27 protein-coding genes are annotated in these 24822 nt (G+C 62.0%); 3 read left to right on the top strand and 24 right to left on the bottom strand.

The features are described from left to right. Position 1: 1 nt before the first annotated feature. The 4 genes from RTH74_RS00495 to RTH74_RS00510 form a co-directional block, all read right to left on the bottom strand. Positions 2-604 (bottom strand): DUF4823 domain-containing protein, encoded by a 603-nt coding sequence (locus tag RTH74_RS00495; RefSeq protein ID WP_316913410.1) that lies wholly within the window; start codon positions 602-604, stop codon positions 2-4. A 73-nt stretch (positions 605-677) separates the two neighbouring features. Then, positions 678-1571, bottom strand: a complete 894-nt coding sequence (locus RTH74_RS00500) for a radical SAM protein (protein ID WP_316913411.1) — start codon at positions 1569-1571, stop codon at positions 678-680. A 212-nt stretch (positions 1572-1783) separates the two neighbouring features. Beyond that, entirely contained in the window at positions 1784-2752 is a 969-nt protein-coding gene (locus RTH74_RS00505) for a radical SAM protein (RefSeq protein WP_316913412.1), read from the bottom strand. A 79-nt stretch (positions 2753-2831) separates the two neighbouring features. Continuing rightward, positions 2832-3455: a TetR/AcrR family transcriptional regulator gene (locus RTH74_RS00510; protein WP_003461933.1), complete on the bottom strand. Its 624-nt coding sequence runs from the start codon at positions 3453-3455 to the stop codon at positions 2832-2834. Between the two features lie 75 nt (positions 3456-3530). Here RTH74_RS00510 and RTH74_RS00515 point away from each other — a divergent pair, with 75 nt between their 5' ends. Then, positions 3531-4664: an aminotransferase class V-fold PLP-dependent enzyme gene (locus RTH74_RS00515; protein WP_316913413.1), complete on the top strand. Its 1134-nt coding sequence runs from the start codon at positions 3531-3533 to the stop codon at positions 4662-4664. 351 nt (positions 4665-5015) lie between these two features. Here the strand turns inward: RTH74_RS00515 and RTH74_RS00520 are convergent, their stop codons facing one another. From RTH74_RS00520 to RTH74_RS00580, 13 genes are all read right to left on the bottom strand, one after another. After that, a complete protein-coding gene (locus RTH74_RS00520; protein WP_316913414.1) occupies positions 5016-5804 on the bottom strand; it encodes a TatD family hydrolase in 789 nt (262 codons plus the stop codon). A gap of 116 nt (positions 5805-5920) precedes the next feature. Continuing rightward, positions 5921-6277: a PilZ domain-containing protein gene (locus RTH74_RS00525; RefSeq protein WP_003245164.1), complete on the bottom strand. Its 357-nt coding sequence runs from the start codon at positions 6275-6277 to the stop codon at positions 5921-5923. A 126-nt stretch (positions 6278-6403) separates the two neighbouring features. Further along, positions 6404-7396: a DNA polymerase III subunit delta' gene (locus tag RTH74_RS00530; protein ID WP_316913415.1), complete on the bottom strand. Its 993-nt coding sequence runs from the start codon at positions 7394-7396 to the stop codon at positions 6404-6406. Then, positions 7389-8021, bottom strand: coding sequence for a dTMP kinase (gene tmk / locus RTH74_RS00535; protein ID WP_179545289.1), 633 nt, complete (start codon positions 8019-8021; stop codon positions 7389-7391). The genes RTH74_RS00530 and tmk overlap by 8 nt, the downstream gene beginning before the upstream one ends. Positions 8022-8030: 9 nt before the next feature. Further along, positions 8031-9086, bottom strand: coding sequence for an endolytic transglycosylase MltG (gene mltG / locus RTH74_RS00540; RefSeq protein ID WP_316913416.1), 1056 nt, complete (start codon positions 9084-9086; stop codon positions 8031-8033). A 3-nt stretch (positions 9087-9089) separates the two neighbouring features. Next, positions 9090-9905 carry an aminodeoxychorismate lyase gene (gene pabC / locus RTH74_RS00545; protein WP_316913417.1) on the bottom strand — a complete coding sequence of 272 codons (816 nt, stop codon included), beginning with the start codon at positions 9903-9905 and terminating at the stop codon, positions 9090-9092. Further along, complete coding sequence (gene fabF, locus RTH74_RS00550; RefSeq protein ID WP_099526411.1) at positions 9905-11149, bottom strand: beta-ketoacyl-ACP synthase II; 1245 nt, start codon at positions 11147-11149, stop codon at positions 9905-9907. The genes pabC and fabF overlap by 1 nt, the downstream gene beginning before the upstream one ends. A gap of 111 nt (positions 11150-11260) precedes the next feature. Then, the gene (gene acpP / locus RTH74_RS00555; RefSeq protein WP_003245177.1) at positions 11261-11497 is read right to left on the bottom strand and encodes an acyl carrier protein; all 237 of its coding nucleotides are present in this window, start codon (positions 11495-11497) and stop codon (positions 11261-11263) included. Positions 11498-11725: 228 nt separating this feature from the next. Next, a complete protein-coding gene (gene fabG / locus RTH74_RS00560; protein ID WP_099526412.1) occupies positions 11726-12469 on the bottom strand; it encodes a 3-oxoacyl-ACP reductase FabG in 744 nt (247 codons plus the stop codon). 15 nt (positions 12470-12484) lie between these two features. Continuing rightward, on the bottom strand, positions 12485-13423 hold the full coding sequence (fabD, locus tag RTH74_RS00565) for an ACP S-malonyltransferase (protein ID WP_316913418.1): 939 nt from the start codon (positions 13421-13423) through the stop codon (positions 12485-12487). Positions 13424-13549: 126 nt separating this feature from the next. After that, positions 13550-14560, bottom strand: a complete 1011-nt coding sequence (plsX, locus tag RTH74_RS00570; RefSeq protein WP_099526414.1) for a phosphate acyltransferase PlsX — start codon at positions 14558-14560, stop codon at positions 13550-13552. Between the two features lie 3 nt (positions 14561-14563). Beyond that, on the bottom strand, positions 14564-14746 hold the full coding sequence (gene rpmF, locus RTH74_RS00575; RefSeq protein ID WP_003245185.1) for a 50S ribosomal protein L32: 183 nt from the start codon (positions 14744-14746) through the stop codon (positions 14564-14566). Between the two features lie 13 nt (positions 14747-14759). Further along, positions 14760-15287 carry a YceD family protein gene (locus RTH74_RS00580; protein ID WP_099526415.1) on the bottom strand — a complete coding sequence of 176 codons (528 nt, stop codon included), beginning with the start codon at positions 15285-15287 and terminating at the stop codon, positions 14760-14762. A gap of 110 nt (positions 15288-15397) precedes the next feature. Here RTH74_RS00580 and RTH74_RS00585 point away from each other — a divergent pair, with 110 nt between their 5' ends. Next, complete coding sequence (locus RTH74_RS00585; RefSeq protein WP_099526416.1) at positions 15398-15979, top strand: Maf family protein; 582 nt, start codon at positions 15398-15400, stop codon at positions 15977-15979. A gap of 44 nt (positions 15980-16023) precedes the next feature. Here the strand turns inward: RTH74_RS00585 and sppA are convergent, their stop codons facing one another. From sppA to rluC, 3 genes are read right to left on the bottom strand one after another with little or no spacing between them, the layout of a single operon-like run. Beyond that, positions 16024-17001, bottom strand: a complete 978-nt coding sequence (gene sppA / locus RTH74_RS00590; RefSeq protein WP_099526417.1) for a signal peptide peptidase SppA — start codon at positions 16999-17001, stop codon at positions 16024-16026. Further along, entirely contained in the window at positions 16991-17686 is a 696-nt protein-coding gene (locus RTH74_RS00595) for an HAD-IA family hydrolase (protein ID WP_316913419.1), read from the bottom strand. Before RTH74_RS00595 ends, sppA begins: the two co-directional genes overlap by 11 nt. Continuing rightward, positions 17679-18632, bottom strand: coding sequence for a 23S rRNA pseudouridine(955/2504/2580) synthase RluC (gene rluC / locus RTH74_RS00600; RefSeq protein ID WP_017677613.1), 954 nt, complete (start codon positions 18630-18632; stop codon positions 17679-17681). Before rluC ends, RTH74_RS00595 begins: the two co-directional genes overlap by 8 nt. 578 nt (positions 18633-19210) lie before the next feature. Between rluC and rne the strand changes: the two genes are divergently transcribed. Further along, a complete protein-coding gene (gene rne / locus RTH74_RS00605; protein WP_316913420.1) occupies positions 19211-22261 on the top strand; it encodes a ribonuclease E in 3051 nt (1016 codons plus the stop codon). Positions 22262-22374: 113 nt separating this feature from the next. Here rne and murB read toward each other — a convergent pair whose 3' ends face one another. Genes murB through RTH74_RS00625 form a run of 4 tightly spaced genes read right to left on the bottom strand, consistent with a single transcriptional unit; the run spans position 22375 to position 24805 of the window. Beyond that, positions 22375-23394: a UDP-N-acetylmuramate dehydrogenase gene (murB, locus tag RTH74_RS00610; RefSeq protein ID WP_316913421.1), complete on the bottom strand. Its 1020-nt coding sequence runs from the start codon at positions 23392-23394 to the stop codon at positions 22375-22377. Next, a complete protein-coding gene (locus tag RTH74_RS00615) occupies positions 23391-23855 on the bottom strand; it encodes a low molecular weight protein-tyrosine-phosphatase (RefSeq protein ID WP_316913422.1) in 465 nt (154 codons plus the stop codon). Before RTH74_RS00615 ends, murB begins: the two co-directional genes overlap by 4 nt. Then, the gene (kdsB, locus tag RTH74_RS00620) at positions 23855-24619 is read right to left on the bottom strand and encodes a 3-deoxy-manno-octulosonate cytidylyltransferase (RefSeq protein ID WP_143504378.1); all 765 of its coding nucleotides are present in this window, start codon (positions 24617-24619) and stop codon (positions 23855-23857) included. Before kdsB ends, RTH74_RS00615 begins: the two co-directional genes overlap by 1 nt. Continuing rightward, positions 24620-24805 (bottom strand): Trm112 family protein, encoded by a 186-nt coding sequence (locus tag RTH74_RS00625; protein WP_013714804.1) that lies wholly within the window; start codon positions 24803-24805, stop codon positions 24620-24622. It lies immediately after the preceding gene. Between the last annotated feature and the right edge of the window lie 17 nt (positions 24806-24822).

The following is a 24822-nucleotide window of genomic DNA, read 5'->3' on the forward strand; positions in this document are numbered from 1 at the left end:
CTTAGCGTCCCACGCCCAACAGGCTGCGCGCATAGTCATGCAGCGGCGGGCCGATGAGGTCCTGCGGCTGGGCGTCGTAAAACGTCAGGAATCCGCCACGGCTGCGAATCCGCGCGGTGTCCACCAGATAACGCGTGTTGGTCTCGATCAGCATCAGCTGGATCGAGGCGCGGTCGGTACCAAGGCGATCCACAGCCTCCTGGTCCTCCCACTCCTCCAGGGTGCCGATACGGTCGTCGCTGTAGGCAAAACGGCTGTACAGCAGATAATGCGCGCCGGCGGCACGGGCTTCGGCCATGGCTTCGTCCAGGCCTGCCGGCTGGCGTGCACGACGTACCAAAGGGAAATATTCGACGAAGCCCTTGAAGGCTTCCTCGGCTACCACATTGGGCCGCGGATAGCCGTGCCCCGGCGGCACGAAGTGCCCCTGAGCGATATAGATGAAGGAGTCCTGCTGCAGTCGCCGCGACGCCATGCGCTCGGTGCGGCCATGGTCGAGAAACCCGGCATCGCGCAGGTGGTATTCGGCGCCACTGGCCATGTCGCTGACCTTCATGCAGCCAGCCAGCCCCAGCAGCGCCACCAATAGAAGCAGGTTACGCATGAATGAATCCTCCTCGTGCCGGTGACGGAAAACCGGCGGATGAGGGATAGATGCAGGTTCTGCGCCAGCCTCGTCAAAGCCCGCGCTGCCACTCCTGACGCAGATTGGCCTGTTGCGGACGCTCGATAGCCTCACGCACCTGCGCCAGCAGACGTACTTTGTCACGCCCCAGGTTGCCCTTGAGCACCAGGTAGTTGGACGCATGATCACTGCGAAACACCGTCTGCTGCAGTTCGAGCCCCTGCAGCAGGCGCTCAACCTCACCGAATAGCTGCAGTTGCGTCAGCGGCTGGTAATCGGCGAATTGCTCGCGAAAGCGAGCCTCACCCATGGGGAAACTGACCACCAGAGTGGAGAGGTACTCAGGTTGGGCCTCGTTCATCAAGCGCGCCGAGTTGTCCGCATGTTGATCGCTGAGCACCTGACCACCGAGCCCGTTGAGAATCATCACGGAGCGGGTGATGCCGGCCTGGCCAAGCTTGTCCAGAGCGCTAAGGCTGGACTCGAAAGTCTCGCCCTTGTTGACCCGCGCCAGCACCTCGTCATCACCGGATTCGCAGCCGACATAAGCCATCTTCAATCCAGCATCGGCCAGTTCCTTGAGCTCATCCACCGATTTCTTGCGCAGGTTGCGCGGCAGGCAATAGCTCGAGACCCGACGCACCTCGGGCATGTATTCGCGGATGGCTTGCAGGATGGCCAGCAAACGCCGAGTCGGCAGCACCAGTGCGTCACCATCGGCGAGGAACACCCGGTTGACGATCAGTTGCTCACCCGCACGACGAATCTCCTCCAGCACCTGCGCCTCATCGCGGGCGCGGAATTTCTTCTGCGGCGCTGTATACATCTCGCAGAAGGTGCACTGGTTCCAGGAGCAGCCGTTGGTGACCGGCAGAATCAGCGACTGCGCCTCACTCGGCGGGCGAAACACTGGCTCGATGTAAGCGATGGGAAAGGTGGCGGGCATGCAGGCAGTCACTCGGTTGGTTGGCGCCCCGGCAGTTTATCCGGGCATGGCGTGACTGCCGAGCCACTCTGGGCCTCGACCTAGAACCGTTACATGCCGCTCAGGTTGCGTTTAACTCACGTGGGACGGGGCTCTATAATGGATCGTGGGCTAAAGCTCACCCTGCAGCACTGTCGGCGGTGCGCATGGCGCACCCTACCGTGATCAGCCCACTAGCCGCCGATGATCTTCATCACCGTCACACCACCGGAGAAGGCCAGATCCTGCTTGTCCCCCAGCGCCTTGACCAGCAATCGCTGCAACGCTGGCAAGGCCTGGTGACGCGGCTTGTCCAACAAGTCACCGACAAAGTGGCGGTTGCTCGACGATAGGCAGCCGTGCAACCAACCGGTAGACGACAGGCGCAGGCGCGAGCAGGTACGGCAGAACGGCACGCTTTCGTTGGCGATCACGCCGAAATGACCGGCACCGGGAATGGCATAGCGCATCGCGGTAGCATCCACCGGGGCGCTGGCCTGAACGTACTGGTGACGGCTGCCGATCAGCTCCAGCAGCTCCGGCAGACCGACGAATTGCTGGTTGAAGGCATTGGGGTCGCGCGCCAGATGGCCCATGCGCATCAGTTCGATGAAGCGCAGCTCAAAACCACGCTCCAGGCAGTACTCGAGCAGTGGCAGCACCTGGTCGAGGTTCTGCCCACGCAGCGGCACCATGTTGACCTTGATCTTCATCCCGGCTTCACGCGCCGCTTCCATACCGGCCAACACGGTGGCCAGGTCGCCGCCGCGGGCGATGCTGCGAAAAGCGTTGGCATCGAGGGTATCGAGGGAAACATTGAGACGGCGGATACCGCATTCGACCAGCAGCGGCAGCTTGCGCTCGAGCAACTGGCCGTTGGTGGTGAGGCTGATATCGTCGAGGCCGAGTTGGCTGACCTGGCGCAGGAAAGGTTCCAGGCGCGTGCTGACCAGGGGCTCACCACCGGTAATGCGCAAGCGCTCGATACCGGCGGCTTCGATCAGGTAAGCGACGCCACGCGCCATGGCGTCAGCGGAGAGTTCGTCCTGAGCGGCGACCAGACGCTTGCCGTTCGGCACACAGTAGGTGCAGGCGTAGTTGCAGGCGGCGGTCAGGCTGACGCGAAGATTGCGAAAGCGTCTGCCCTGGCGGTCGACGATCATTGGAAACTCCAGTTCGTTAAGAGCCGGAGTATATCGCTATGTCGGCCGCGGCACAGTCCCGCGGCCGACATGCCAGGCTTCAGGCGTCGCGCTTGCGCTTGTTACCCATGCGCACGCCGATATCCATGAGGAACTGGAAGAAGCCTTCCTGATCCTCGAGCACATTGCTCCAGAACGGCGAGTGATACAGCGCCACGGCGCCGTGCACCAGGGCCCAGGCGGCGCAGTAGTGGAAGTACGGCGGCACGTCTTCCAGCTTGCCTTCGGCGATGCGGCCCTTGATCAGCTGGGTCAGACGCTCGAAGTTGGAAGCACGAATCTTGTGCAGCTGCTCGACCATTTCCGGCACTTGATTGCCCTTGACCACCTTCTCTTCGAGGCGGTCGAACAGGCGATAGCGTTGCGGATCGCGCATGCGGAATTCGAAGTACGCACGCGACAGCGCTTCCTTGTCACGATCCACATCGGCCGAATGCAGCAGCTCGTTGAGATCGCGCTCGTAGTCGAGCATCAGGCGCAGGTAGATCTCCGCCTTGGACTTGAAGTGCTTGTAGATAGTGCCTTTGCCGATACCAACCGCATCAGCGATCATCTCGACGGTAACGCTGTCTTCTCCTTGTTCGAGGAAGAGTTTCAGCGCGGTATCGAGAATTTCTTGCTCGCGGCGACGGAATTCGCGGACCTTACGGGGTTCTTTCTGCATAAAGGGACTACGGGGTCAAAAATCGAAGCCGCTTATTATGCCCAAATGTGGCCAAATTGCACGGATCATCCGACCATGTACGTGTTTCATGATGAGTTCCCCCTGGAAAATGGACTGCGCTATCTGAACCATGCGGCGGTCGCCCCCTGGCCGAAACGCAGTGCTGAAGCGGTTCGACGGTTCTCGGAAGCGAACGTCAGCAGCGGTGCGCGTGACTATCCCGACTGGCTGAAACTTGAGCGTAGCCTACGCGAACGCCTTGTGCGCCTGATGAACGCACCAAGCACCGGTGATATTGCACTGGTCAAGAATACCTCCGAGGCACTCTCATTCGTGGCCTTCGGCCTGGACTGGCGAGCTGGCGACCAGGTGATCATCAGCGACGAGGAATTCCCTTCCAACCGCATCGTCTGGCTGGCACTGGCGGCTCAGGGCGTCGAGGTAGTCGAGGTCAATCTCAAGAGTGATGATCCGGAAGCGGCCTTGCTCGCCGCCTTCACCCCGCGTACACGCCTGTTGTCGATCAGCGCCGTGCAGTTCGCTAGCGGCCTGCGTCTCGATCTGCCGCGCCTAGGCCGCGGCTGCCGCCAGCATGGCGTGCTGTTCTGCATCGATGCCATCCAGCAACTGGGCGCCCTGCCCTTCGACGTTCAAGCCTACGACTGCGACTTCGCCATGGCCGACGGCCACAAGTGGATGCTCGGCCCGGAGGGCCTGGGGGTGTTCTATTGCCGTAGTGCGGTACGCGACCAGCTGAAACTGCACGAATACGGCTGGCACATGCTAGAGCACGCCGGCGACTACACCCGCCAGGACTGGCAGCCGGCCCGCAGTGCACGGCGCTTCGAATGCGGCAGCCCGAACATGCTCGGCGCCTTCGCCTTGGAGGCGAGCCTGTCGTTGCTCGAGGATGTGGGAATGGAGCGGGTTGGCGAGCTAGTGGGGGAATGGGTTCAGCGCTTGAACGACGGCATTCGCGAATTGCCCGGAGCAGTGATCCATAGCCCGCTCGACCCTGCGCGCCGCGCCGGCATCCTCAACTTCAGCCTAACGGGTTGGGACAACTCCGCGCTGTATCAACGTCTGCGCGAGGAACAGGTGATCTGCGTGCAACGCGGGCCAGGCGTGCGCCTGTCACCGCATTTCTACACCAGCGAGCAGGTTATCGAAGAGACCTTGGGCCTGCTAACCCAGCTGGCAAAAGGGTGAGGACTCAGCAGCGCCCGTGGTATTCCAAATCCGTTTAAAAAACTCAGGCTTTGGCCTGGACGCTCGCTGATCATGGCTAATACTGGAACGTACTGGTGTGCGGCATCTCCCCCCAAGTGCCCCGCCAGCCAAGGTACCGTGGACCGCGTACCTTGATTTACTCCTAATGGTCTTGACCCGGATTCATCCCCCAGAGTCCGGGTTTTTTTTGCTCAGCGGATCGCCGTTCCCGTAGGGTGGGTGAGCCGCCTGTCACGGTCGCCGACTGCTTCGCTGGATCTGGGTGCGGCGTAACCCACCATGGCTGCAACACCTCACATCGCCTGGTGCGCGCGGCGCCCCTACGGGCTGTTATGCGTCAGCCACACCAGCCAACGGGAACAAACGCTTGAAGTTGTTCGAGGTCTGCTCAGCCAAGGCCTCGTAGCTCACCCCACGCAGCACCGCCAGGTACTCAGCCACCTCTCGCACGTATTGCGGCAGGTTGGGCTTACCGCGATGGGGCACGGGCGCGAGATATGGCGAATCGGTTTCCACCAGCAGACGATCAACCGGCACCTGGCGCGCCACTTCGCGCAACGCCTCGGCATTGCGGAAGGTGACGATACCCGACAGGGAAATATAAAAACCGATATCCAGCGCGGCCTTGGCCATATCCCAGTCTTCGGTGAAGCAATGCAGCACGCCAGCCTGTGGCAACGCCGCTTCACGCAGTAGCGCCAGGGTATCGGCGCGGGCCTCGCGGGTATGCACGATCACCGGTTTTCCGGTAATGCGTGCGGCCTCCAGATGCAAACGGAAGGAATCCTGCTGCAGCGCAGCAGACTCCGGCTCATAGTGATAATCGAGGCCGGTTTCGCCAATGGCGACCACCTTCGGATGCGCCAGCTCGCCCAGCAGCCAGTCCAACGCGGGTTCTGCCCCCGGCTCCAGATCCAACGGATGCACGCCCACCGAGCAATCGACATCGTCATAACGCTCAGCCAGGCCCTTGACCGTGGCGGCGTTGTCGGCGCTGACGCCGATGCACAGAAAGTGGCCCACACCAACGGCGCGCGCCGCATCCAAGGCAGCATCCAGCGAGCCGCCATGGGCAGCGAGGTCGAGACGATCAAGGTGGCAATGGGAGTCGATCAGCACAGCGGGAAAACTCGGGCAAAGGGAAAGCCCGAATTGTAATCGAAAGCAGCAGTTGGCTGGACGCTCTGAGGGCAGAGGCATCGACCGCGAGGGAAAGGTGGCTCACGGCCGACGAATTACATGGTGTGCGTCGGGCGGTCGGACTTCAGCGCGCCAGCGAGGTAGGTTTCGATCTTGTTGCGCGCAGTGTTATCACCATCGTTGAACTGCACGCCGACACCGGCAGCACGGTTGCCCTGCGCGCCTTTCGGCGTAATCCACACCACCTTGCCTGCAACCGGAATCTTCTCCGGCTCATCCATCAGGTTGAGCAGCATGAACACTTCGTCACCGAGCTTGTAGCTCTTGTTGGTGGGAATGAAGAGGCCGCCATTCTTGATGAAGGGCATGTAGGCCGCGTACAGCACGGACTTGTCCTTGATGGTCAGGGACAGAATTCCGTTACGGGGACCCAGATTGGGTGGCAGGCTCATCAGCACATTCCTGGCGTTTATTGCTTAATGCCTGATTCTAGGGCCTGACCATACTCATGCGCAAACAACCAGGTGGCAGGCAGCCAGCAGAATGTGACGCCCTGCCGAATCCTGCTCCGACGCGACTCAGCCGCGATCCTGCGCCGGCAGTGCCGCCCATTGCACAAGCAACGCTTCGAGAAGCAGCACACGATTGAGGTTGGCTTTGCCCATCACTTTCTGCCTTTGCGCGAGCAACCATTCCTGAATCGCCAATACCTTGGCCTGCGCGCTCTTGTCCGCGAGGTATTGCACCACCTTGCGCATATCGGCCTGGCCGAGGCCTTCCTCGTTCTTGGTCAGTTGGTAGCGCAGCATCAGCTGCGCCCAGTCGCAGAACCAGTCGAACAGCAGATTCAGCGGCAGTGAGTTCCAGCTTTCGGCCAGCTGGCTCGGCGATATCTGCTGTTTGAGCAGTTTCTTCACACCCTCCACGGCCAGCGCACGCTGTTCGCGCACACCCTGAGCCTGCAAGCGCACGGCGGCCAGCGGCGAACCCGCTGCGAGCGTCAGCAGGTCAGCGCGCTCATCGTCACCCAGTTCGGGCAGTGCCTGGGCGAGCGAGGCCAGGCTCATCGCCTCGCTCGGCAAGGGGCAGGCCTGCTGCACGCAGCGACTCTTGATGGTCGGCAACAAGCGGCTCGGCTGGTGACTGATGAGCAGCAGCACGGTATTGCCGGACGGCTCTTCCAGGCTTTTCAGCAGCGCGTTGGCGGCATTGAGGTTCATCGCCTCGGCCGGCTCCAGCAGCACCACCTTGCGCCCACCGAGCTGCGCGGTCTGCACCACGAAATCGACCAGCTCACGCACCTGATCGACCTTGATCGGCTTGTCCGCTTCTTCCGGCTCCAGCACGTAGTTGTCCGGGTGAGTACCGGCGGCCAACAGATGACAGGATTTACAGTTGCCACAGGCATCCAGCCCGTTCGGACTCTGGCACAACAGGCGCGCCATCAGACGCTCGGCCAATGCACGCTTGCCGATCCCGGCCGGGCCATGTAGCAGATAGGCATGAGCATGTTGAGTACGCCCGGCCAGTTGCTGCCAGAGCGTTTGTTGCCAGGGATAGACCTCAGCCACGGCAAGCCTCCAGCAGGCTCGGCAGCAAGGCATCGATATCGGCTTGCACCTGCACCAGAGTCTGCCCGGCGTCCAGCACCCGATAGCGTTGCGGCGACTGCGCAGCACGCTGCAGGTAGGCCTGGCGTACGGCCTCGAAGAAGCCACGGCCTTCCTGCTCGAAGCGATCCAGACGCCCGCGTGCCGCCGCGCGTGCCAGACCAACCTCTACCGGCAGATCGAAGATCAGCGTCAGATCTGGACGCAGCTCACCCTGGACGAACTGCTCCAGTTGCGCGATGCGCTCGATGGAAAGACCCCGGCCGCCGCCCTGGTAGGCGTAGGTAGCATCGGTGAAACGGTCGCACAGCACCACACAGCCCCTGGCCAAAGCAGGACGAATCACCTGTTGCAGGTGCTGGGCGCGGGCGGCGAACACCAGCAGCAATTCGGTATCGGCCGCCATCGGCTCATCGCTGGGATCGAGCAGCAATTCGCGGATGCGCTCGGCCAGCGGCGTACCGCCGGGCTCACGGGTCAACAACACGTCGATACCGCGCTCGCGCAGGCGCTCGGCCAGGTACTCGCGGTTGGTGCTTTTGCCGGCGCCTTCCGGGCCTTCCAGGGTAATAAACAGACCGGTCACGGATTGCCCTTATTCAGTTTCGGCCGCCGCGCGCGGCGCGGGGCTGGAGCGGTAGTCGGCGCGACGTTTGAGCTGATATTCGCGCACCGCGCGATTGTGCTCGGCCAAGGTGTTGGAGAACACGTGGCTACCGTCGCCCCGCGCGACGAAATACAGCGTGGTGCCATCGAGCGGGTTGAGCGCAGCATTGATCGCCTCACGGCCGACCATGGCGATGGGTGTCGGCGGCATGCCGTCGATGGTGTAAGTGTTGTAGGGCGTCGGTGTACGCAGATCAGCACGAGTGATGCGCCCGTTATAGCGCTCACCCATGCCGTAGATAACCGTTGGGTCGGTCTGCAGACGCATGCCCATGCGCAGACGCCGGACGAACACACCGGCGATCTCGCCGCGCTCCTCGGGCACGCCGGTTTCCTTCTCGATCATCGAGGCCATGATCAGCGCATCGTAGGGCTCGCGATAGGGCAAGCCCTCGGCACGCTTCTGCCACTCCTCGGCCAATACGCTTTCGAGGCGTGCGTTGGCCTGCTTGAGCAGGTCCTCGTCGCTCATGCCGCGCACGTAGCGATAGGTGTCGGGAAAGAAACGCCCCTCGGGATTCTGTCCGGCCAGGCCCAGGCGCTCCATCAGCTGGACATCGCTGAGATCGGCCAGATGCTGCTCCAGGCGCTCCTGACGACCCAGGGCGGCGCGCACCTGGCGGAAGTTCCAGCCCTCGACCAGAGTCAGGCTGTACTGCACCACCTCGCCACGCTGCCACAGGCCGAGCATGTCTCGCGCCGTCTGCTGCGGGAGCAGTCGATATTCACCGCTGTGCATGGCCGGAGCACGCAGATTGAAGCGCCAGTACAGACGCAGCCAGAAGGCGTTGTCGATCACGCCATCCGCCTCCAGGCGATTGAGCAGGCCGCTCGGCGTGGCGCCGGACGGCACCTCCAGGAGCATTTCCTCAGTCAGATGCAGAGGCTGTTCCAGCGCTCTCTGCTGCTGCCAGGCGGCTCCCACGACTAGCAGCGCAGCCAGTAGCACGCCGCACTCAAGCAGCACCAAGATCTTGCGTAGCACCAGTTATTTACTCAGTAGGTCGCAGACGATGGCCTGCAGTTTACGGGTGAGCGGCCCGACCGACCAGTGTCGCTCTTGCAGCGCCCGAACAGGCCAGATGCCGTAAAGGCTGTTGCAGAGAAAGACTTCATCGGCATCCAGCAGTTCGTCGAAGGAAACATCGCGTAACTCGACGGCCAGTCCGAGCAACTGCGCTTGCTGCAGGATCTCCGCACGCATCACGCCAGCCACGCCACAGCGCGACAGATCAGCCGTCACCAGCCCGCCGCCGACGACGAGGAACAGGTTGCTGTACACGCCCTCGATGACTCGGCCACTGCTGTCGCGCATCAGGCCTTCGGCGCACTCGGCATCCTGCCATTCGGCGCGCGCCAACACCTGCTCCAGGCGATTGAGGTGCTTGAGCCCGGCCAGCAGTGGTTGCTCAGCCAGGCGCGTCTCGCAGGGAAACAGACGCACGCCCTGCTCGGCATGCGCTACAGGGTACTGCGGCAACGCAGCAGATTGCAGGATGCGCAGCGGCTGGCAGGGTTGCGGTGGCGCGTAGCCACGCTGGCCCTCGCCACGGGTGACGATGAGTTTGGCCACACCCTCACCCAACTGCCCGGCGAACGCCTGCAGCTCGCGCTCCATGAGAAGCAGATCGAGAGGAATGGACAGACGCCGACAGCCATCGGCCAGGCGCGCCATGTGCCGCGCCAGCAGCGGAATGTGCCCGCCGCGCACGGCGATGGTCTCGAACAGACCATCACCGTAAGCCAGGCCACGGTCGCGAACCGACGACTGCTCGCCGGGCACGCCGTTGACCCAGCTCAGCATCAGCCGTTGAACCGACGGAACAGCAGCGAGCCGTTGGTGCCGCCGAAGCCGAAGGAGTTCGACAGAGCGATCTCGATCGGCCTGGCTTTGGCCTGATGCGCGACGAAGTCCAGATCGCAGCCTTCGTCCGGCTCATCCAGGTTGATGGTCGGCGGCGCAACCTGATCGCGCAGCGCCAGCACGCTGAAGATCGCTTCCACAGCGCCTGCAGCACCCAGCAGGTGACCGGTCATGGACTTGGTCGAGCTGACCGACAGCTTGTAGGCGTGATCGCCGAACACGCTTTTCACCGCGGCAACTTCAGCCTTGTCACCCGCAGGCGTCGAGGTGCCATGCGCGTTGATGTACTGCACCTGATCGGCATTGATACCCGCATCACGCAGGGCGGCGGCCATGCAGCGCGCTGCACCGGCGCCATCTTCGGGGGGCGAGGTCATGTGGAAGGCATCGCCGCTCATGCCGAAGCCAATCAGCTCGGCGTAGATGGTGGCACCACGTGCCTTGGCGTGCTCCAGCTCTTCCAGCACCAGGGCGCCGGAACCATCGGACAGCACGAAGCCGTCACGGCCCTTGTCCCACGGACGGCTGGCCTTGGTCGGCTCGTCGTTGCGCGTCGACAGCGCACGTGCAGCACCGAAGCCGCCCATGCCCAGGCCGCAAGCCGCCATTTCGGCACCGCCGGCAACCATCACGTCGGCTTCGCCGTAGGCAATGTTGCGCGCGGCCATACCGATGCAATGGGTGCCGGTAGTGCACGCCGTGGCGATAGCGTAGTTCGGCCCCTGCAGACCCAGGTGAATCGACAGGAAGCCGGAAATCATGTTGATGATCGAGCCCGGCACGAAGAACGGCGAAATACGCCGCGGTCCCTGCTCGTGCAGCGATTTGCAGTTGTTCTCGATATTGGTCAGGCCGCCGATGCCGGAGCCCATGGCCACACCGATACGCTCACGGTTGGCGTCGGTGATATCCAGCCCGGAATCACGCACGGCCTGGAAGCAGGCAGCGAGACCGTACTGGATGAACAGGTCGAGCTTGCGCGCCTCTTTGGCGGACAGGTATTCCTCGACGTTGAAGCCCTTGAGCGATCCGCCAAAACGGGTGGAGTAGGCGGACAGGTCCATATGCTCGATCAGACCGATGCCACTGCGCCCGGCCAAAATGCCCTGCCAGCTGCTCGGCACATCGTTACCCAGCGGCGACAGCATGCCCATACCGGTAACCACGACGCGTCTACGCGACACAGCAATCTCCTCTTGTTCTACTCAGGCGCCACATGCGCCTTGCACGTAAAGAAAAGCCGCACGCCTGATTAGGGCAGTGCGGCTTTTCTCGGTCAGAAAGCTGACGGTGACTTATTGCGCGTGGGCAGTCACGTAGTCGATAGCTTCCTGAACGGTGGTGATCTTCTCAGCTTGCTCGTCCGGGATCTCGGTCTCGAATTCTTCCTCGAGAGCCATCACCAGCTCAACGGTGTCAAGAGAGTCGGCACCCAGGTCTTCAACGAAGGAAGCGCTGTTGGTTACTTCCTCTTCCTTGACGCCAAGTTGCTCAGCAACGATTTTCTTGACGCGTTCTTCGATGGTGCTCATACCTTGTTTTCACTCCTATTGGACAAATCCAGGCAGCTGGTAGCGGCCAAGTGTATAGAAAGGGTTTTTAGCATTTCAAGCTGAATGCCGGGGAGCCCCCAGGAACACTTCAACGATCTGTCTATAAACCTGTTGCAGCTTTATAACGGATTTTAGACAGCCACTATGACAGTTTTCTGATGGCTCGCGTCACATTCGAGAGCCTCCGATCATTCGAAGGCGCCCTTTTTAGCTCATGTACATACCGCCGTTCACCGGAATAGTAGCGCCAGTGACGTAGCCTGCGCCATCGGAAGCCAGGAATCCGACAACTTTGGCAATCTCTTCAGCCTGGCCCAGACGACCCAGCGGAATCTGAGTCAGCAGCGCTTCACGCTGTGCTTCAGGCAGCTCACGGGTCATATCGGTGTCGATGAAACCCGGAGCGACCGAGTTGACCGTGATACCGCGAGAACCCACTTCACGCGCCAGAGCGCGGCTGAAACCTTCGAGACCGGCCTTGGCAGCCGCATAGTTGGCCTGCCCGGCATTGCCCATGGCACCGACCACGGAACCGATGTTGATGATGCGACCGAAGCGCGCCTTGGTCATGCCACGCAGCACGCCCTTGGACAGGCGATAGAGGCTGTTCAGGTTGGTATCGATGACGTCGAACCACTCGTCGTCTTTCATGCGCAGCATGAGGTTGTCGCGCGTGATGCCAGCGTTGTTGACCAGAATCGCCGGAGCACCGAACTGCTCGACAATAGCGCCCAGCACAGCCTCGACGGACTCGGCGCTGGTCACATTCAGTTCCATACCAGTCCCACTGACACCATGCTCTTTCAGCGTGGCAGCAATGCGCTCAGCACCGGATGCCGAAGTAGCAGTACCGATAACGGTAGCCCCCTGACGCCCCAATTCCAGGGCGATTGCCTGACCGATGCCACGGCTGGCGCCGGTGACCAGCGCGACCTTACCTTGCAGACTCATGTTCGTTCTCCTTTCTCAAGCCAACGCAGCGCGAGCAGCGGCGAAAGCATCGGTGGTATCCAGGTTGTAAGTGTTGATGCCTTTGACGCAGCGCTTGTTCAGGCCGCCCAGCACCTTGCCCGGGCCGCACTCGACCAGCTCGGTAACGCCCTGCTCGGACAGACGCACCATGGACTCGACCCAGCGTACCGGGCTGTATAGCTGCGCCAGCAGGTCGGCTTTCAGCGTGGCCAGATCCGATACCACGGCTGCACTGACGTTCTGTACCAGCGGGATCTGCGGCGCCTGCCAGCTCAGCGCCTCCACCGACTCGGCGAAACGCTCGGCGGCCGGTTTCATCAGCGCGCAATGCGACGGCACGCTGACCGGCAGCGCCATGGCGCGCTTGGCGCCACGGGCCTTGCACGCCTCGATGGCGCGCTCGACGGCAGCAGCGCTACCGGCGATCACCACCTGGCCAGGTGCGTTGAAGTTCACTGCACTGACCACATCACCCTGCGCAGCTTCGGCACAGGCAGCCAGTACGTCGGCATCTTCCAGACCGAGGATGGCGGCCATACCGCCCTGCCCGGCTGGAACGGCCTGCTGCATCAATTGACCACGGCGCTCCACCAGCTTCACGGCATCGGCAAAGGCGATGCTACCAGCGGCGACCAGCGCGGAATATTCACCCAGGCTGTGACCGGCGACGAACGCCGGCTTAGCGCCGTTTTCGGCCTGCCACAGGCGCCACAGGGCGACGGAGGCAGTGAGAATGGCCGGCTGAGTCTTGTCGGTCTGGTTCAGTTGCTCTTCCGGACCTTGCTGGGTCAGCGCCCAGAGGTCGTAGCCGAGCGCTTCAGAGGCTTCACCGAAGGTATCGAGCACCAGCTTCTGCTGAGCACCGTGGTCGGCAAGCATGGCCAGGGCTTGCGAGCCTTGACCGGGAAAGACGAATGCGAGGGATGCAGACATGAATAAGTCCCTTGAGTCGAAAAACCAACGCCAGGCGAGCCTGGCGCAGCAAACTGACAGTTGGATGACAGGCTACGCGCGGCAGTCACATTCCGCTGCAGCTCATACCCTGAAAACGTGACGAGTCTACAGCAACAAGTCTTCGAGGCGACCATGCAGTCGCTGCGGCAAATTTTCCTGCACCTCGCGCAACGCACAACGAATGGCGCTCTGGAAACTCTCCTGCCCCGCCGCACCATGGCTCTTGACCACGATGCCCTGCAGCCCGAGGAAACTCGCACCATTGTGCTTGGCGGGCGCCAGGTCGGCCTTGAGGCGACGCAGCAGCGGCATCGCGAGAGCACCGATGGCCTGCGCGAACAACCCCTCACTGAACAGCGTCTCGACCCGCCCGGTGATCATCTTGGCCAGACCTTCGCTGGACTTGAGCAGGATATTGCCAACGAAGCCATCGCACACCACGACATCGGCCTCACCGCGGTACATGCCGTCGCCCTCGATGTAGCCAATGAAGTTCAAACCAGGCGCCTGCTGCAGCATATTGGCCGCCAGCTTGACCTGCTGATTGCCCTTGATGTCTTCGGTACCGACATTGAGCAAGGCGATTCGCGGCCGTGGGACGCCCAGCGTCTCGGCAGCCACGGCGCCCATGATCGCGAACTGATAGAGGTGCTCGGCACTGCAATCGACGTTGGCGCCCAGATCCAGCAGGTAGCAGTGACCACGCTCGGTAGGAATCGGGCTGACCATGGCCGGCCGATCGATACCCGGCAGCGTCTTCAGCACATAACGCGACAGCGCCATCAGCGCACCGGTATTGCCGGCGCTGACGCAGGCATGCGCCTGACGCTGACGCACCAATTCCAGCGCCACGCGCATCGAGGCATCCGGCTTGCCGCGCAGGGCCTGAGCTGGACGCTCGTCCATGGCAATCACTTCACTGGCGTGATGAACCTGCAGGCGTGAGCGATCGACACCAGACTGGCGAGCGAGCTGTTCTTCGATGAGGGGAGCTTGACCGACAAGGGCCAGGTGCAGCGAGGGGAATTCGGCCAGCGCAGAAATGCAGGCCGGAACAATGCAGTGGGGACCGAAGTCCCCACCCATTGCATCAATCGCGATGATCGAGGCGGACAAGGATTACTCGTCAGCGCCCTTGTCGATCACTTTGCGACCGCGATACACGCCTTCCGGAGAAACGTGGTGGCGCAGGTGAACTTCACCGGTGCTCTTCTCTACGGACAGGGTGCTGGCCTCGAGGGCGTCGTGCGAACGACGCATGTCGCGGGCGGAACGGGATTTTTTGTTCTGCTGAACAGCCATAACTCATTAACTCCTAAACGTTTGGGTCACGCTTTAACTGCGCCAATACACTGAACGGGTTGGACCGCGATACCTCGTCCTCGCCTGGCTCGGGCTCATCGAGACCGTCCGGCTGCTGGCAATCACCTGGGGCATGAGCAGGAACGATTGGCAGGGCGAGAAGTAACTCTTCCTCGACCAGACCAAGAAGCTCCAGCGGCTCTTCGCCCACTTCCAGTATGTCGTAGCCCTTGGGCAAGGACTGAGTGTTCGCTCCAACCCGAACCACTGCGTATTCACATTCGCTGCGGATGGGTAGCGCGACCAGCTCCAGACAACGCTGGCAGACCATTTTGACCTCAACCTCGAGCTCACTGCGGATAACCACAGTTTTCTGCTCGTCACGGGCGAAATGAAACTTCGCCTGCACCGTACCAACCGTATCGGCAAGCGGGTCGCAGAGACGCGGCAGGCTGGCCAGTTCGAGCTGCCCTTCAAGGGTAGCTTCGCGGTCGGCGAGCTTGCGCGGATCAACGTGAGGTGGAATCGGCCCATTCAACATAGGCGCAGCATTCTAGGGATGCACCCTGTCCATGTCAAAGGAAATTCGGCCTGTTTTCGAGGCGCGACGGCCAGTAGAATTTCCCACCCACGCGTATAAAGGAAGAGAACATGCCCTCACTGCTGCTCGCCTCCAGCTCACCCTACCGCCGCGAGCTGCTCGAACGCCTGCAACTGCCCTTTACCTGGCAGTCACCCAGCATCGATGAAAGCCGCCGCGAGGGCGAAGCCGCCATCGACCTGGTCAAACGCCTAGCTGAAGAAAAGGCACGCGCCCTCGCCGCCAACCACCCAGACCACCTGATCATCGGCTCGGACCAGGTCGCCGCACTCAGCGACGGACAGATACTCGGCAAACCCCACGATCTGCCGAGAGCCCAGCAACAGTTGCGCGCCGCCAGCGGCAGCAGCGTCACCTTTCTGACCGGACTGGCACTGCTCAATTCGAGCACCGGCAAATGCCAGGTCGAATGCGTGCCCTTCACCGTGCATTTTCGCCCACTGAGCGACGAGCAGATCCTGCGCTACCTGCAACGCGAGCAGCCATTCGATTGCGCCGGCAGCTTCAAGTCCGAAGGTCTGGGCATCAGCCTGTTTCGCAGCACCGAGGGCGAAGACGCCACCAGCCTGGTCGGCCTGCCACTGATTCGCCTGGTGGACATGCTGCTGAACGAAGGCATCGAGATTCCTTGACTCATCAATAAAGAAGGCCCGCTAAGCGGGCCTTCTTTTATATATCAGCGCAGCGTCGGCCCCTGAAAGCCCATCCACAGCGCAATGCGATCCGCGACACTGGTACCCAGGCGCTTGGCGAAGCGATCAAATGGCGTATCACGCTGAGTGAAGTCGACCATCTCTTTCTGACCAATCACCTCACGCGCCACATAACTGGCACTACCCAGCGCATCGACCAAGCCCAGCTGCAGCGCCTGCTCGCCGGACCAGACCAGCCCCGAGAACAATTCGGGATGCTCGTCAGCCTTGAGGCGATCACCACGCCCCTGCTTCACGCTGTCGATGAACTGACGATGAGTGGTGTCCAGCACGGTTTTCCAGAAGCGGGTTTCCTCTTCCTTCTGCGGCTGGAACGGATCGAGGAATGCCTTGTGCTCACCCGAGGTATAGACGCGACGCTCGACACCGAGCTTGTCCATGGTTTCAACAAAACCGAAACTGGCCGCCGTAACACCAATGGAGCCAACCAGACTGGCCTTGTCGGCATAGATCTCATCGGCCGCGCTGGCGATGTAATAGGCACCGGATGCACCCAGATCACTGATCACAGCGTAGACCTTGGTCTGCGGATACTCGCCACGCAAGCGACGAATCTCGTCATAGATGTAGCCGGACTGCACCGGACTACCGCCCGGGCTGTTGATACGCAGGATCACACCCTTGGTATTGGTGTCCTCGAAGGCGGCGCGCAGACTCCCCACCACTTTGTCGGCACTAGCCTCCTCTCGATCAGCGATCATGCCGCGAATTTCGATAAGCGCCGTATGCGCCTCAGTGGTCGAGGCCTTTTTCAAATCAAGCACCGGCAACACCAGCGCCAGCGCACCGAACAGATAGATAAAGGTCAGCAGCTTGAAAAAGATGCCCCAGCGACGCGAGCGACGCTGCTCCTGAACACTGGAAAGCAGTGCCTTTTCCAGCAACTTCCAGCTTTTGGCATCCTCGCCCGACGAAGACGATGACTTCCACTCATCCGACATGCTCACTCACCTCTGCAGGACGCTGCGCCTGACGGCCTTCCAGCCATGCACGCAGCTCATTGAATTCATTGATCGCCAAACGCGGCGAGCACTCGCGCAGCACCGACAACGGCTGTGCACCGAAACCTACCGCCACCGCGTCCATCCCGGCATTGCGCGCCATCAGCAGGTCGAAGGTCGAATCCCCCACCATCAGCGCGCGCTCGGGCTGCACCCGGCAATGCGCAAGAATCTCGTGCAGCATCAGCGGATCGGGCTTGCTCGCCGTCTCGTCAGCGCAACGGGTGATATCGAAGTAATCCAGCCAACCCTTGTCAGCCAGCACCCTATGCAACCCCCTGCGCCCCTTGCCGGTCGCCACAGCCAGTTGATACCCCTGCTCACGAAAGACTTCGAGCGACTCGCGCACACCCTCGAACAACGGTGACGGCTCGGTTTCCAGCGCCAGATACTGCTCACTATAGGCGCGCCGGATGGTTTCGATTCGCAGCGACTCATCGAGTTCCGGGTACAGCGTGCGAATCGCAACCCCAAGTTCCAGCCCAATGATCCCGCGCACTGCGACATCCGTGCAGCGCGGCACGCCCGCCACATCGGCCGCGCGATGCATGGCCTCGACGATACGGCCGATGGAATCCACCAGCGTGCCATCCCAATCGAAGATCAGTAGCTGATAATCAGGCACTCAGGCGCTCCAGGGTCTTGGCCCACATCTCGTCCACCGGCGCCTCGAGCTTCAGCACGCCACCATCAGGCAGCGGCACGTGCAACTCGTAGGCATGCAGGAACAGGCGCTTGCCGCCCAGCTCGCGAATCTCGCGGGAGAAGTCGTCATCGCCGTATTTGCTGTCACCGGCAATACCATGGCCTGCATATTGCGCGTGCACACGAATCTGGTGGGTACGACCAGTGATCGGCCTGGCTTCGACCAGCGTGGCGAACTCGCCAAAACGGCGCAGCACACGAAATACCGTGAGCGCCTCCTTGCCCTCGGGATTCACCTCGACCATACGCTCGCCGGAGCGCAGGTTGCTTTTCAGCAGCGGCGCGGCGATCTGCTTCTTGGCAGTCGCCCAATGGCCGCGCACCAACGCCATATAGCGCTTGTCCACGCCATCGCCGCGCAGTGCTTCGTGCAGGTGGCGCAGCATGCTGCGCTTCTTGGCGATCATCAGCAGGCCGGATGTATCGCGATCGAGACGATGCACCAGCTCCAGATCCTTGGCATCGGGACGCAACTGGCGAAACGCCTCGATCACACCGTAATTCAAGCCGCTGCCACCATGCACGGCGATACCGGCCGGCTTGTTCAGCACGATCAGCGCCTTGTCCTCATAAACGATGGCGGCTTCGAGGCGCTGCAGCAGTCCCTGCGCCAGCGGCTCGGGCTCATCACGCTCAGCCAGACGCAGCGGCGGCACACGCACGACATCGCCAGCTTGGAGTTTGTATTCGGGCTTGATCCGACCCTTGTTAACCCGCACCTCACCCTTGCGCAAAATGCGGTAAATCAGGGTCTTGGGCACGCCCTTGAGCTGTGTCCTGAGGAAGTTGTCGATGCGTTGGCCGGCGAGTTCCGGTGCAACCTCGATCAGCTGAACGCCGGAGGTTGGAGAGGCAGGAGTAGTCATCGCGCAATCATAACAATTTTTTATGGAATTGAAGCACTTAATCATTGCTGCTATAGTCGCGAACGCCGCCAAAAGCGGCCTGGCTTGTGGATGAATGCCAAACTTGCCATCCCCTGCCCGCGCAAACGTATTTGGACGTGAGGCCGTCCGACGGATTCTTCAGGTTAGAAAGGCCGCAAAAGGCCACGAAGACTTCGGAAATAAAGCCTTGAGTATGATGCGCGATTCGCCCGCCGGGCGGTCGCGGTAACTGACAACCGCTGCGGAATCCGCGCGCGGCACCCGATTTTCAGCGATACGTGTAGGGTGGAGATGTACAACTGTCGGACTGCGTAGCATATCGCTTGATCAAAGACGCCTCATCTCGTCCGCTACCGCCAGTTGATTCCTCTTCCTGACTGAGTGCTTTCTGTCACCACAGCAAGCAGGAGACGTCCGTCGCGACCGCCGCCTGATAATGGCTGACCGTCGCTAGACAGTGGAACGATTTACGACCGTTTCTGACGCGCCTGACACCGACCCTGAGAGTCGTGTGTGCCTAACGTGGCTTCCGCTAGCCCGGAACCCATTGGTACCACATGAAAAGAATGCTAATTAACGCAACTCAGCCCGAAGAGTTGCGTGTTGCCCTGGTAGATGGCCAAAAACTCTACGACCTGGACATCGAGTCCGGCGCCCGCGAACAGAAGAAGGCCAACATCTACAAAGGCCGTATCACCCGCGTTGAACCCAGCCTTGAAGCCGCTTTCGTCGATTTCGGTTCCGAACGCCACGGTTTCCTCCCCCTCAAAGAAATCTCCCGCGAATACTTCTCCAAGTCTCCTGAAGGCGGCCGCGTCAACATCAAGGACGTGCTCAAGGAAGGCCAGGAAGTCATCGTCCAGGTCGAGAAAGAAGAGCGCGGCAACAAGGGCGCAGCCCTGACTACCTTCATCAGCCTGGCCGGTCGTTACCTGGTGCTGATGCCGAACAACCCTCGCGCCGGTGGTATCTCCCGCCGCATCGAAGGCGAGGAGCGCAACGAACTGCGCGAAGCGCTGAATGGTCTCAATGCACCAGCCGACATGGGCCTGATCGTGCGTACTGCCGGCCTGGGTCGTTCCAGCGAAGAAATGCAGTGGGACCTCGACTACCTGCTGCAACTGTGGAGCGCCATCAAGGAAGCCTCCACCAGCCGCCCTGCCCCGTTCCTGATCTATCAGGAATCCAACGTCATCATCCGCGCCATCCGCGACTACCTGCGCCAGGACATCGGCGAAGTGCTGGTCGACAGCGTCGAAGCCCAGGAAGAAGCCCTGTCCTTCATCCAGCAGGTGATGCCGCAGTACGCCAGCAAGATCAAGCTGTACGAAGACAGCGTGCCGCTGTTCAACCGCTTCCAGATCGAAAGCCAGATCGAAACCGCCTTCCAGCGTGAAGTGAAGCTGCCGTCCGGCGGTTCCATCGTCATCGACCCGACCGAAGCCCTGGTGTCCATCGACATCAACTCGGCGCGCGCCACCAAAGGCAGCGACATCGAGGAAACCGCCCTGCAGACCAACCTGGAAGCGGCCGAGGAAATCGCCCGCCAACTGCGTCTGCGTGACATCGGCGGCCTGATCGTCATCGATTTCATCGACATGACCCCAGCCAAGAACCAGCGCGCCGTCGAAGAAAAGGTGCGTGAAGCCCTGGAGGCCGATCGTGCCCGCGTTCAGGTCGGCCGCATCTCGCGCTTCGGCCTGCTGGAAATGTCCCGTCAGCGTCTGCGTCCGTCGCTGGGCGAGACCAGCGGCATCGTCTGCCCGCGTTGCAACGGCCAAGGCATCATCCGTGACGTCGAATCCCTGTCGCTGGCCATCCTGCGCCTGATCGAAGAAGAAGCACTGAAGGATCGCACCGCCGAAGTCCGCGCCCAGGTGCCGATCCCGGTCGCCGCCTTCCTGCTCAACGAGAAGCGCAACTCGATCACCAAGATCGAACTGCGCACCCGTGCGCGCATCGTGATCCTGCCGAACGATCACCTGGAAACGCCGCATTTCGAAGTCCAGCGCCTGCGTGACGACAGCCCGGAAGCGCTGAGCGGCCAGACCAGCTACGAAATCGCCGCTACTGCGGAAACCGAAGAAGCCGCCGCCCACCCGGCCGCTGCCACGCGCACCCTGGTTCGCCAGGAGGCCGCAATCAAAGCCGCGCCACGCAGCAGTGCCCCGGTCGCGGCCGAGCCGCAAGCGCCGCTGACGCCGACCAAAGCACCTGAGCCGAGCCTGTTCAAAGGCCTGGTGAAGTCGCTGGTCAGCCTGTTCGCCGGCCAGGAAGAAGAAGCCAAGCCAGCTGTCGTCGAGAAGAAGAACAGCGAGCGCCCACCGCGCGAAGAGCGCCGCAACGGTCGTCAACAGAGCCGCAATCGCGGTGGTCGTCGCGACGAAGAGCGCAAGCCGCGCGAAGAACGTGCACCGCGTGAAGAGCGCCAGGCACGCGAGCCGCGCGAAGAGCGTCAGCCTCGTGAAGAGCGCGCTCCACGCGAAGAACGCGCCCCACGCGAGCCGCGTGAAGGCCAGGAAAACCGCCGCGAGCGCAAACCGCGCGAAGAGCGCGCTCCGCGTGAAGAGCGCGTACGTGAACTGCGCGAGCCACTGGACGCCGCCAGCACTGAGCAACGTGAAGAACGCTCCGAGCGCCAATCACGTGGCGAGCGCCAGGAACGTCAGCGTCCGCCGCGCGAAGAGCGTCAGCCGCGTGCCGAGCAGGCCGAGGCTCTGCAGGATGAAGCCCTGCCAAACGAAGAACAGCTGCAGGATGACGAGCAGGACAACAACGATGGCGAACGTCCGCGTCGCCGCTCTCGTGGCCAGCGTCGCCGCAGCAACCGTCGCGAGCGTCAGCGTGATGCCGACGGCAACCTGATCGAAAGCGCCGAGAACAGCGAAGCCGCAGGTAACGAAGCTCAAGCCGCCGCTCCAGCTGCCGTAGCCACTGCCGCCGCCGTGGTTGCAGAAAGCGTCGATAGCAGCGAGGCCGTTGCCAGCGAAGCTCCGGTCAACCCAGCACCGGCCGTCGAAGCACCGGCTGCTCAGGTTGAAGAAGCCCCTGCTGCTCAACCGGCCGAGGCGCAAGTCGAAGCTACCGTGACTGAAGCGGTCGAAGCTCCGGTCGCGGAGAAGGCAACTGAAGCAGAGCCGGCCGCAGTCGAAGCCCCTGTCGTCGTGGAAGCTGCTGCTGCCGAGCCGGTCGCACAAGCTGAGCCGGTTGTCGAAGTCGCCCAGGAGCCTGTTCCGGCACCGGTCGAGCAAGCCCCTGCTGCCGCAGCGGTTCCGGCAAATGCCACTGGCCGTGCGCCGAACGACCCGCGCGAAGTGCGTCGTCGTCAGCGTGAAGCTGAGCGCCTGGCGCGCGAAGCTGCACAGGCTGCCGCTGCAGCCCCGGCTATAGAGGCTGCGCCAGCAGTCGAAGTTGCTCCGGCCGCCGAAGCAAGCGCCCCGGTAGAAGCCGAAGCCACTGCAGTCGAAACCGCTCCTGCGGTCGAGCCAGTCGCCGAAGCCGAAACCACTCCTGTCGTCAGCGAGCAAAACGCGAGCGAAGCGGTAGAGCAAGCGCAGCCGGAAGAACAGACGCCAGCCGACGAGGAAGAGGTCAAGCCCCAGGCTTGATCCTCCTGCGGTCACTAAAAAGGGGATGCCTAGGCATCCCCTTTTTCATTTCCGTGTCTGGCGCTGCAGAAGCGTAGCCTGGATGCAATCCGGGAGTGGCAAGCAGGAACAGATCAGAGCACGTTAGGCTCGATCTCCAACTCAACACCGAAGCGCTCGAATACATCAGCCTGGATACGCTGCGCCAACTGCAGCAGTTGCGCGCCCGTGGCGTTGCCGTAGTTGACCAGCACCAGCGCCTGCAAACGATGCACGCCGGCATCACCCTCACGCGCGCCCTTCCACCCTGCCCGCTCGATCAACCAGCCAGCCGCCAGTTTGGCCAGGCCAGCACCAGCCGGATAGCTGACCAGGTCAGCATGTTCGGCGCGAATGCGTTCGGCCAGCTCGAATGGCACCACTGGATTCTTGAAGAAGCTGCCGGCGTTACCCAGCTCGGCGGGATCTGGCAGCTTTTCGCTGCGAATGGCGCAGATAGCCCGGCTGACATCGCTGGCAGTCGGCGCTTCCACGCCCATCTCTACCAGGCGCTGACGTACCGGACCGTAATCCAGACGCAGCGAAGCCAGACGACTCAAACGAAAGCGCACGCGCAGAATCAGCCAACGCCCGGCTTCGCGCTTGAACAGGCTGTCGCGATAGGCGAAAGCGCATTCTTCGAGGGCAAAGTCGCGTAGTTCTCCGGTCTGTCGATCCAGCGCGGTCAAGCCTTCGAACAGATCCTTGATCTCCACGCCGTAGGCACCGATGTTCTGCATCGGCGCGGCGCCGACGGTACCGGGAATCAGGCTGAGGTTTTCCAGGCCATTGAGGCCCTGCGCCAGGCTCCATTGCACGAAGGGATGCCAGGGCTCGCCAGCTTCGGCCTCCACCAGCACCTGCTCGCCGTCATCCTCCAGAATGCGAATACCACGGCTGGCCATGCGCAGCACCAGCGCCTCGACATCGCGAGTCAGCAGCAGGTTGCTGCCGCCACCGATCACCAGCAGCGGCAAGCCGTGCTGTTGCGCCAGGCCTAACGCCTCGCGCACTTCGTCATCGTGACGAGCTTCGGCGAATAGCCGGGCGCGTACGTCGACACCAAAGCTGTTGAAGGCCTTGAGCGACACGTCGCTCTGCAGATTCAGACTCACAGGCGCCCCTTGGTCTCGATTAACAGCGCATCGCTGGCCTGTTCGATCAGGTCCAGCACCTGCTCGAAGCCATCTTCGCCGCCGTAGTAAGGGTCCGGTACCTCGTCCAATGCCAGCTGATAACGGCGCAGATAGAGATCAAGATCAGCACCGGCATTGGCAGGACGCAGCGCCTTGAGGTTGCGCAAATTGCTCTGATCCATGGCCAGGATCAGGTCGAAGCGCTGGAAGTCAGCAGCCTCGACCTGACGCGCACGCTGTGCAGACAAATCATAGCCACGGCGCAACGCGGCTTGGCGCGTACGACTGTCCGGCGCCTTGCCGACGTGCCAGTCGCCAGTGCCGGCGGAATCCACCTGCACCCGATCTTCCAGGCCAGCTGCGCGCAGCTTGTGGCGAAACACGCCTTCTGCCGTCGGTGAACGGCAGATGTTGCCCAGGCAGACGAACAGAACCTTCATCAGGCCCCCAGCAGGTGGCGTACCCGCTCCAGGTCTTCGGCAGTATCCACGCCAGCCGCCGGCGCCTCGAGCGCATCGGCGACGTGGATGCGCACGCCGTTGTACAACGCGCGCAGCTGTTCCAGGCACTCGGTGTCTTCCAGCCAGCATGGGCCCCAGGCGACGAAGTCATGCAGGAAGCCCGCACGGTAGGCGTAGATACCAATGTGGCGACGGTATGGCACACCTTGCGGCAGCGCATCGCGGCTCTTGGCGAAGGCGTCACGTGCCCAGGCCAGTGGCGCACGGCTGAAGGTCAGGGCCAGGCCGGTCTTGTCGGCGACCACTTTGACCACGTTGGGATTGAACAGCGCGGTGACGTCCTCGATGGGCTCGGCCAAGGTGGCGATACCAGCCTGCGGATTGGCTGCCAGGTTGCCTGCCACCTGATCGATGATCACAGGCGGAATCAGCGGCTCATCGCCCTGCACGTTGACCACGATGGCATCGGCCGGCAAACCAAGCTGGGTGGCGACTTCAGCCAGGCGATCGGTGCCGGAGTTGTGATCCTCGCGGGTCAGCAGCACCTCGGCGCCGAAGGCCTGGCAGGCTTCGACGATACGCGCATCGTCGGTGGCGATGACCACACGCTGGGCCGAACTCTTCTTCGCCTGCTCCCAGACGTGCTGCACCATGGGCTTGCCGGCGATGTCCTGAAGCGGCTTGCCGGGCAGGCGGGTGGAGGCGTAACGAGCAGGAATGACGACGGTGAAGGCTGCGTTCATTTACTTGTCCAGACGCTCATCGGTATTCAGGGTACGGGCTTCGCTTTCCAACATCACCGGAATGCCATCGCGAATCGGGTAGGCTACGCCAGCGCCCTTGCTGATCAGTTCAGTCTTGTCTTCGGAAAGCTGCAGCGGGCCTTTGCAGATCGGGCAAGCGAGAATATCGAGCAGTTTGAGGTCCATGGCGCAGTCCTTGATGG

Source organism: Pseudomonas sp. zfem001, assembly GCF_032621725.1.
Classification (GTDB): Bacteria; Pseudomonadota; Gammaproteobacteria; order Pseudomonadales; family Pseudomonadaceae; genus Aquipseudomonas; species Aquipseudomonas sediminis.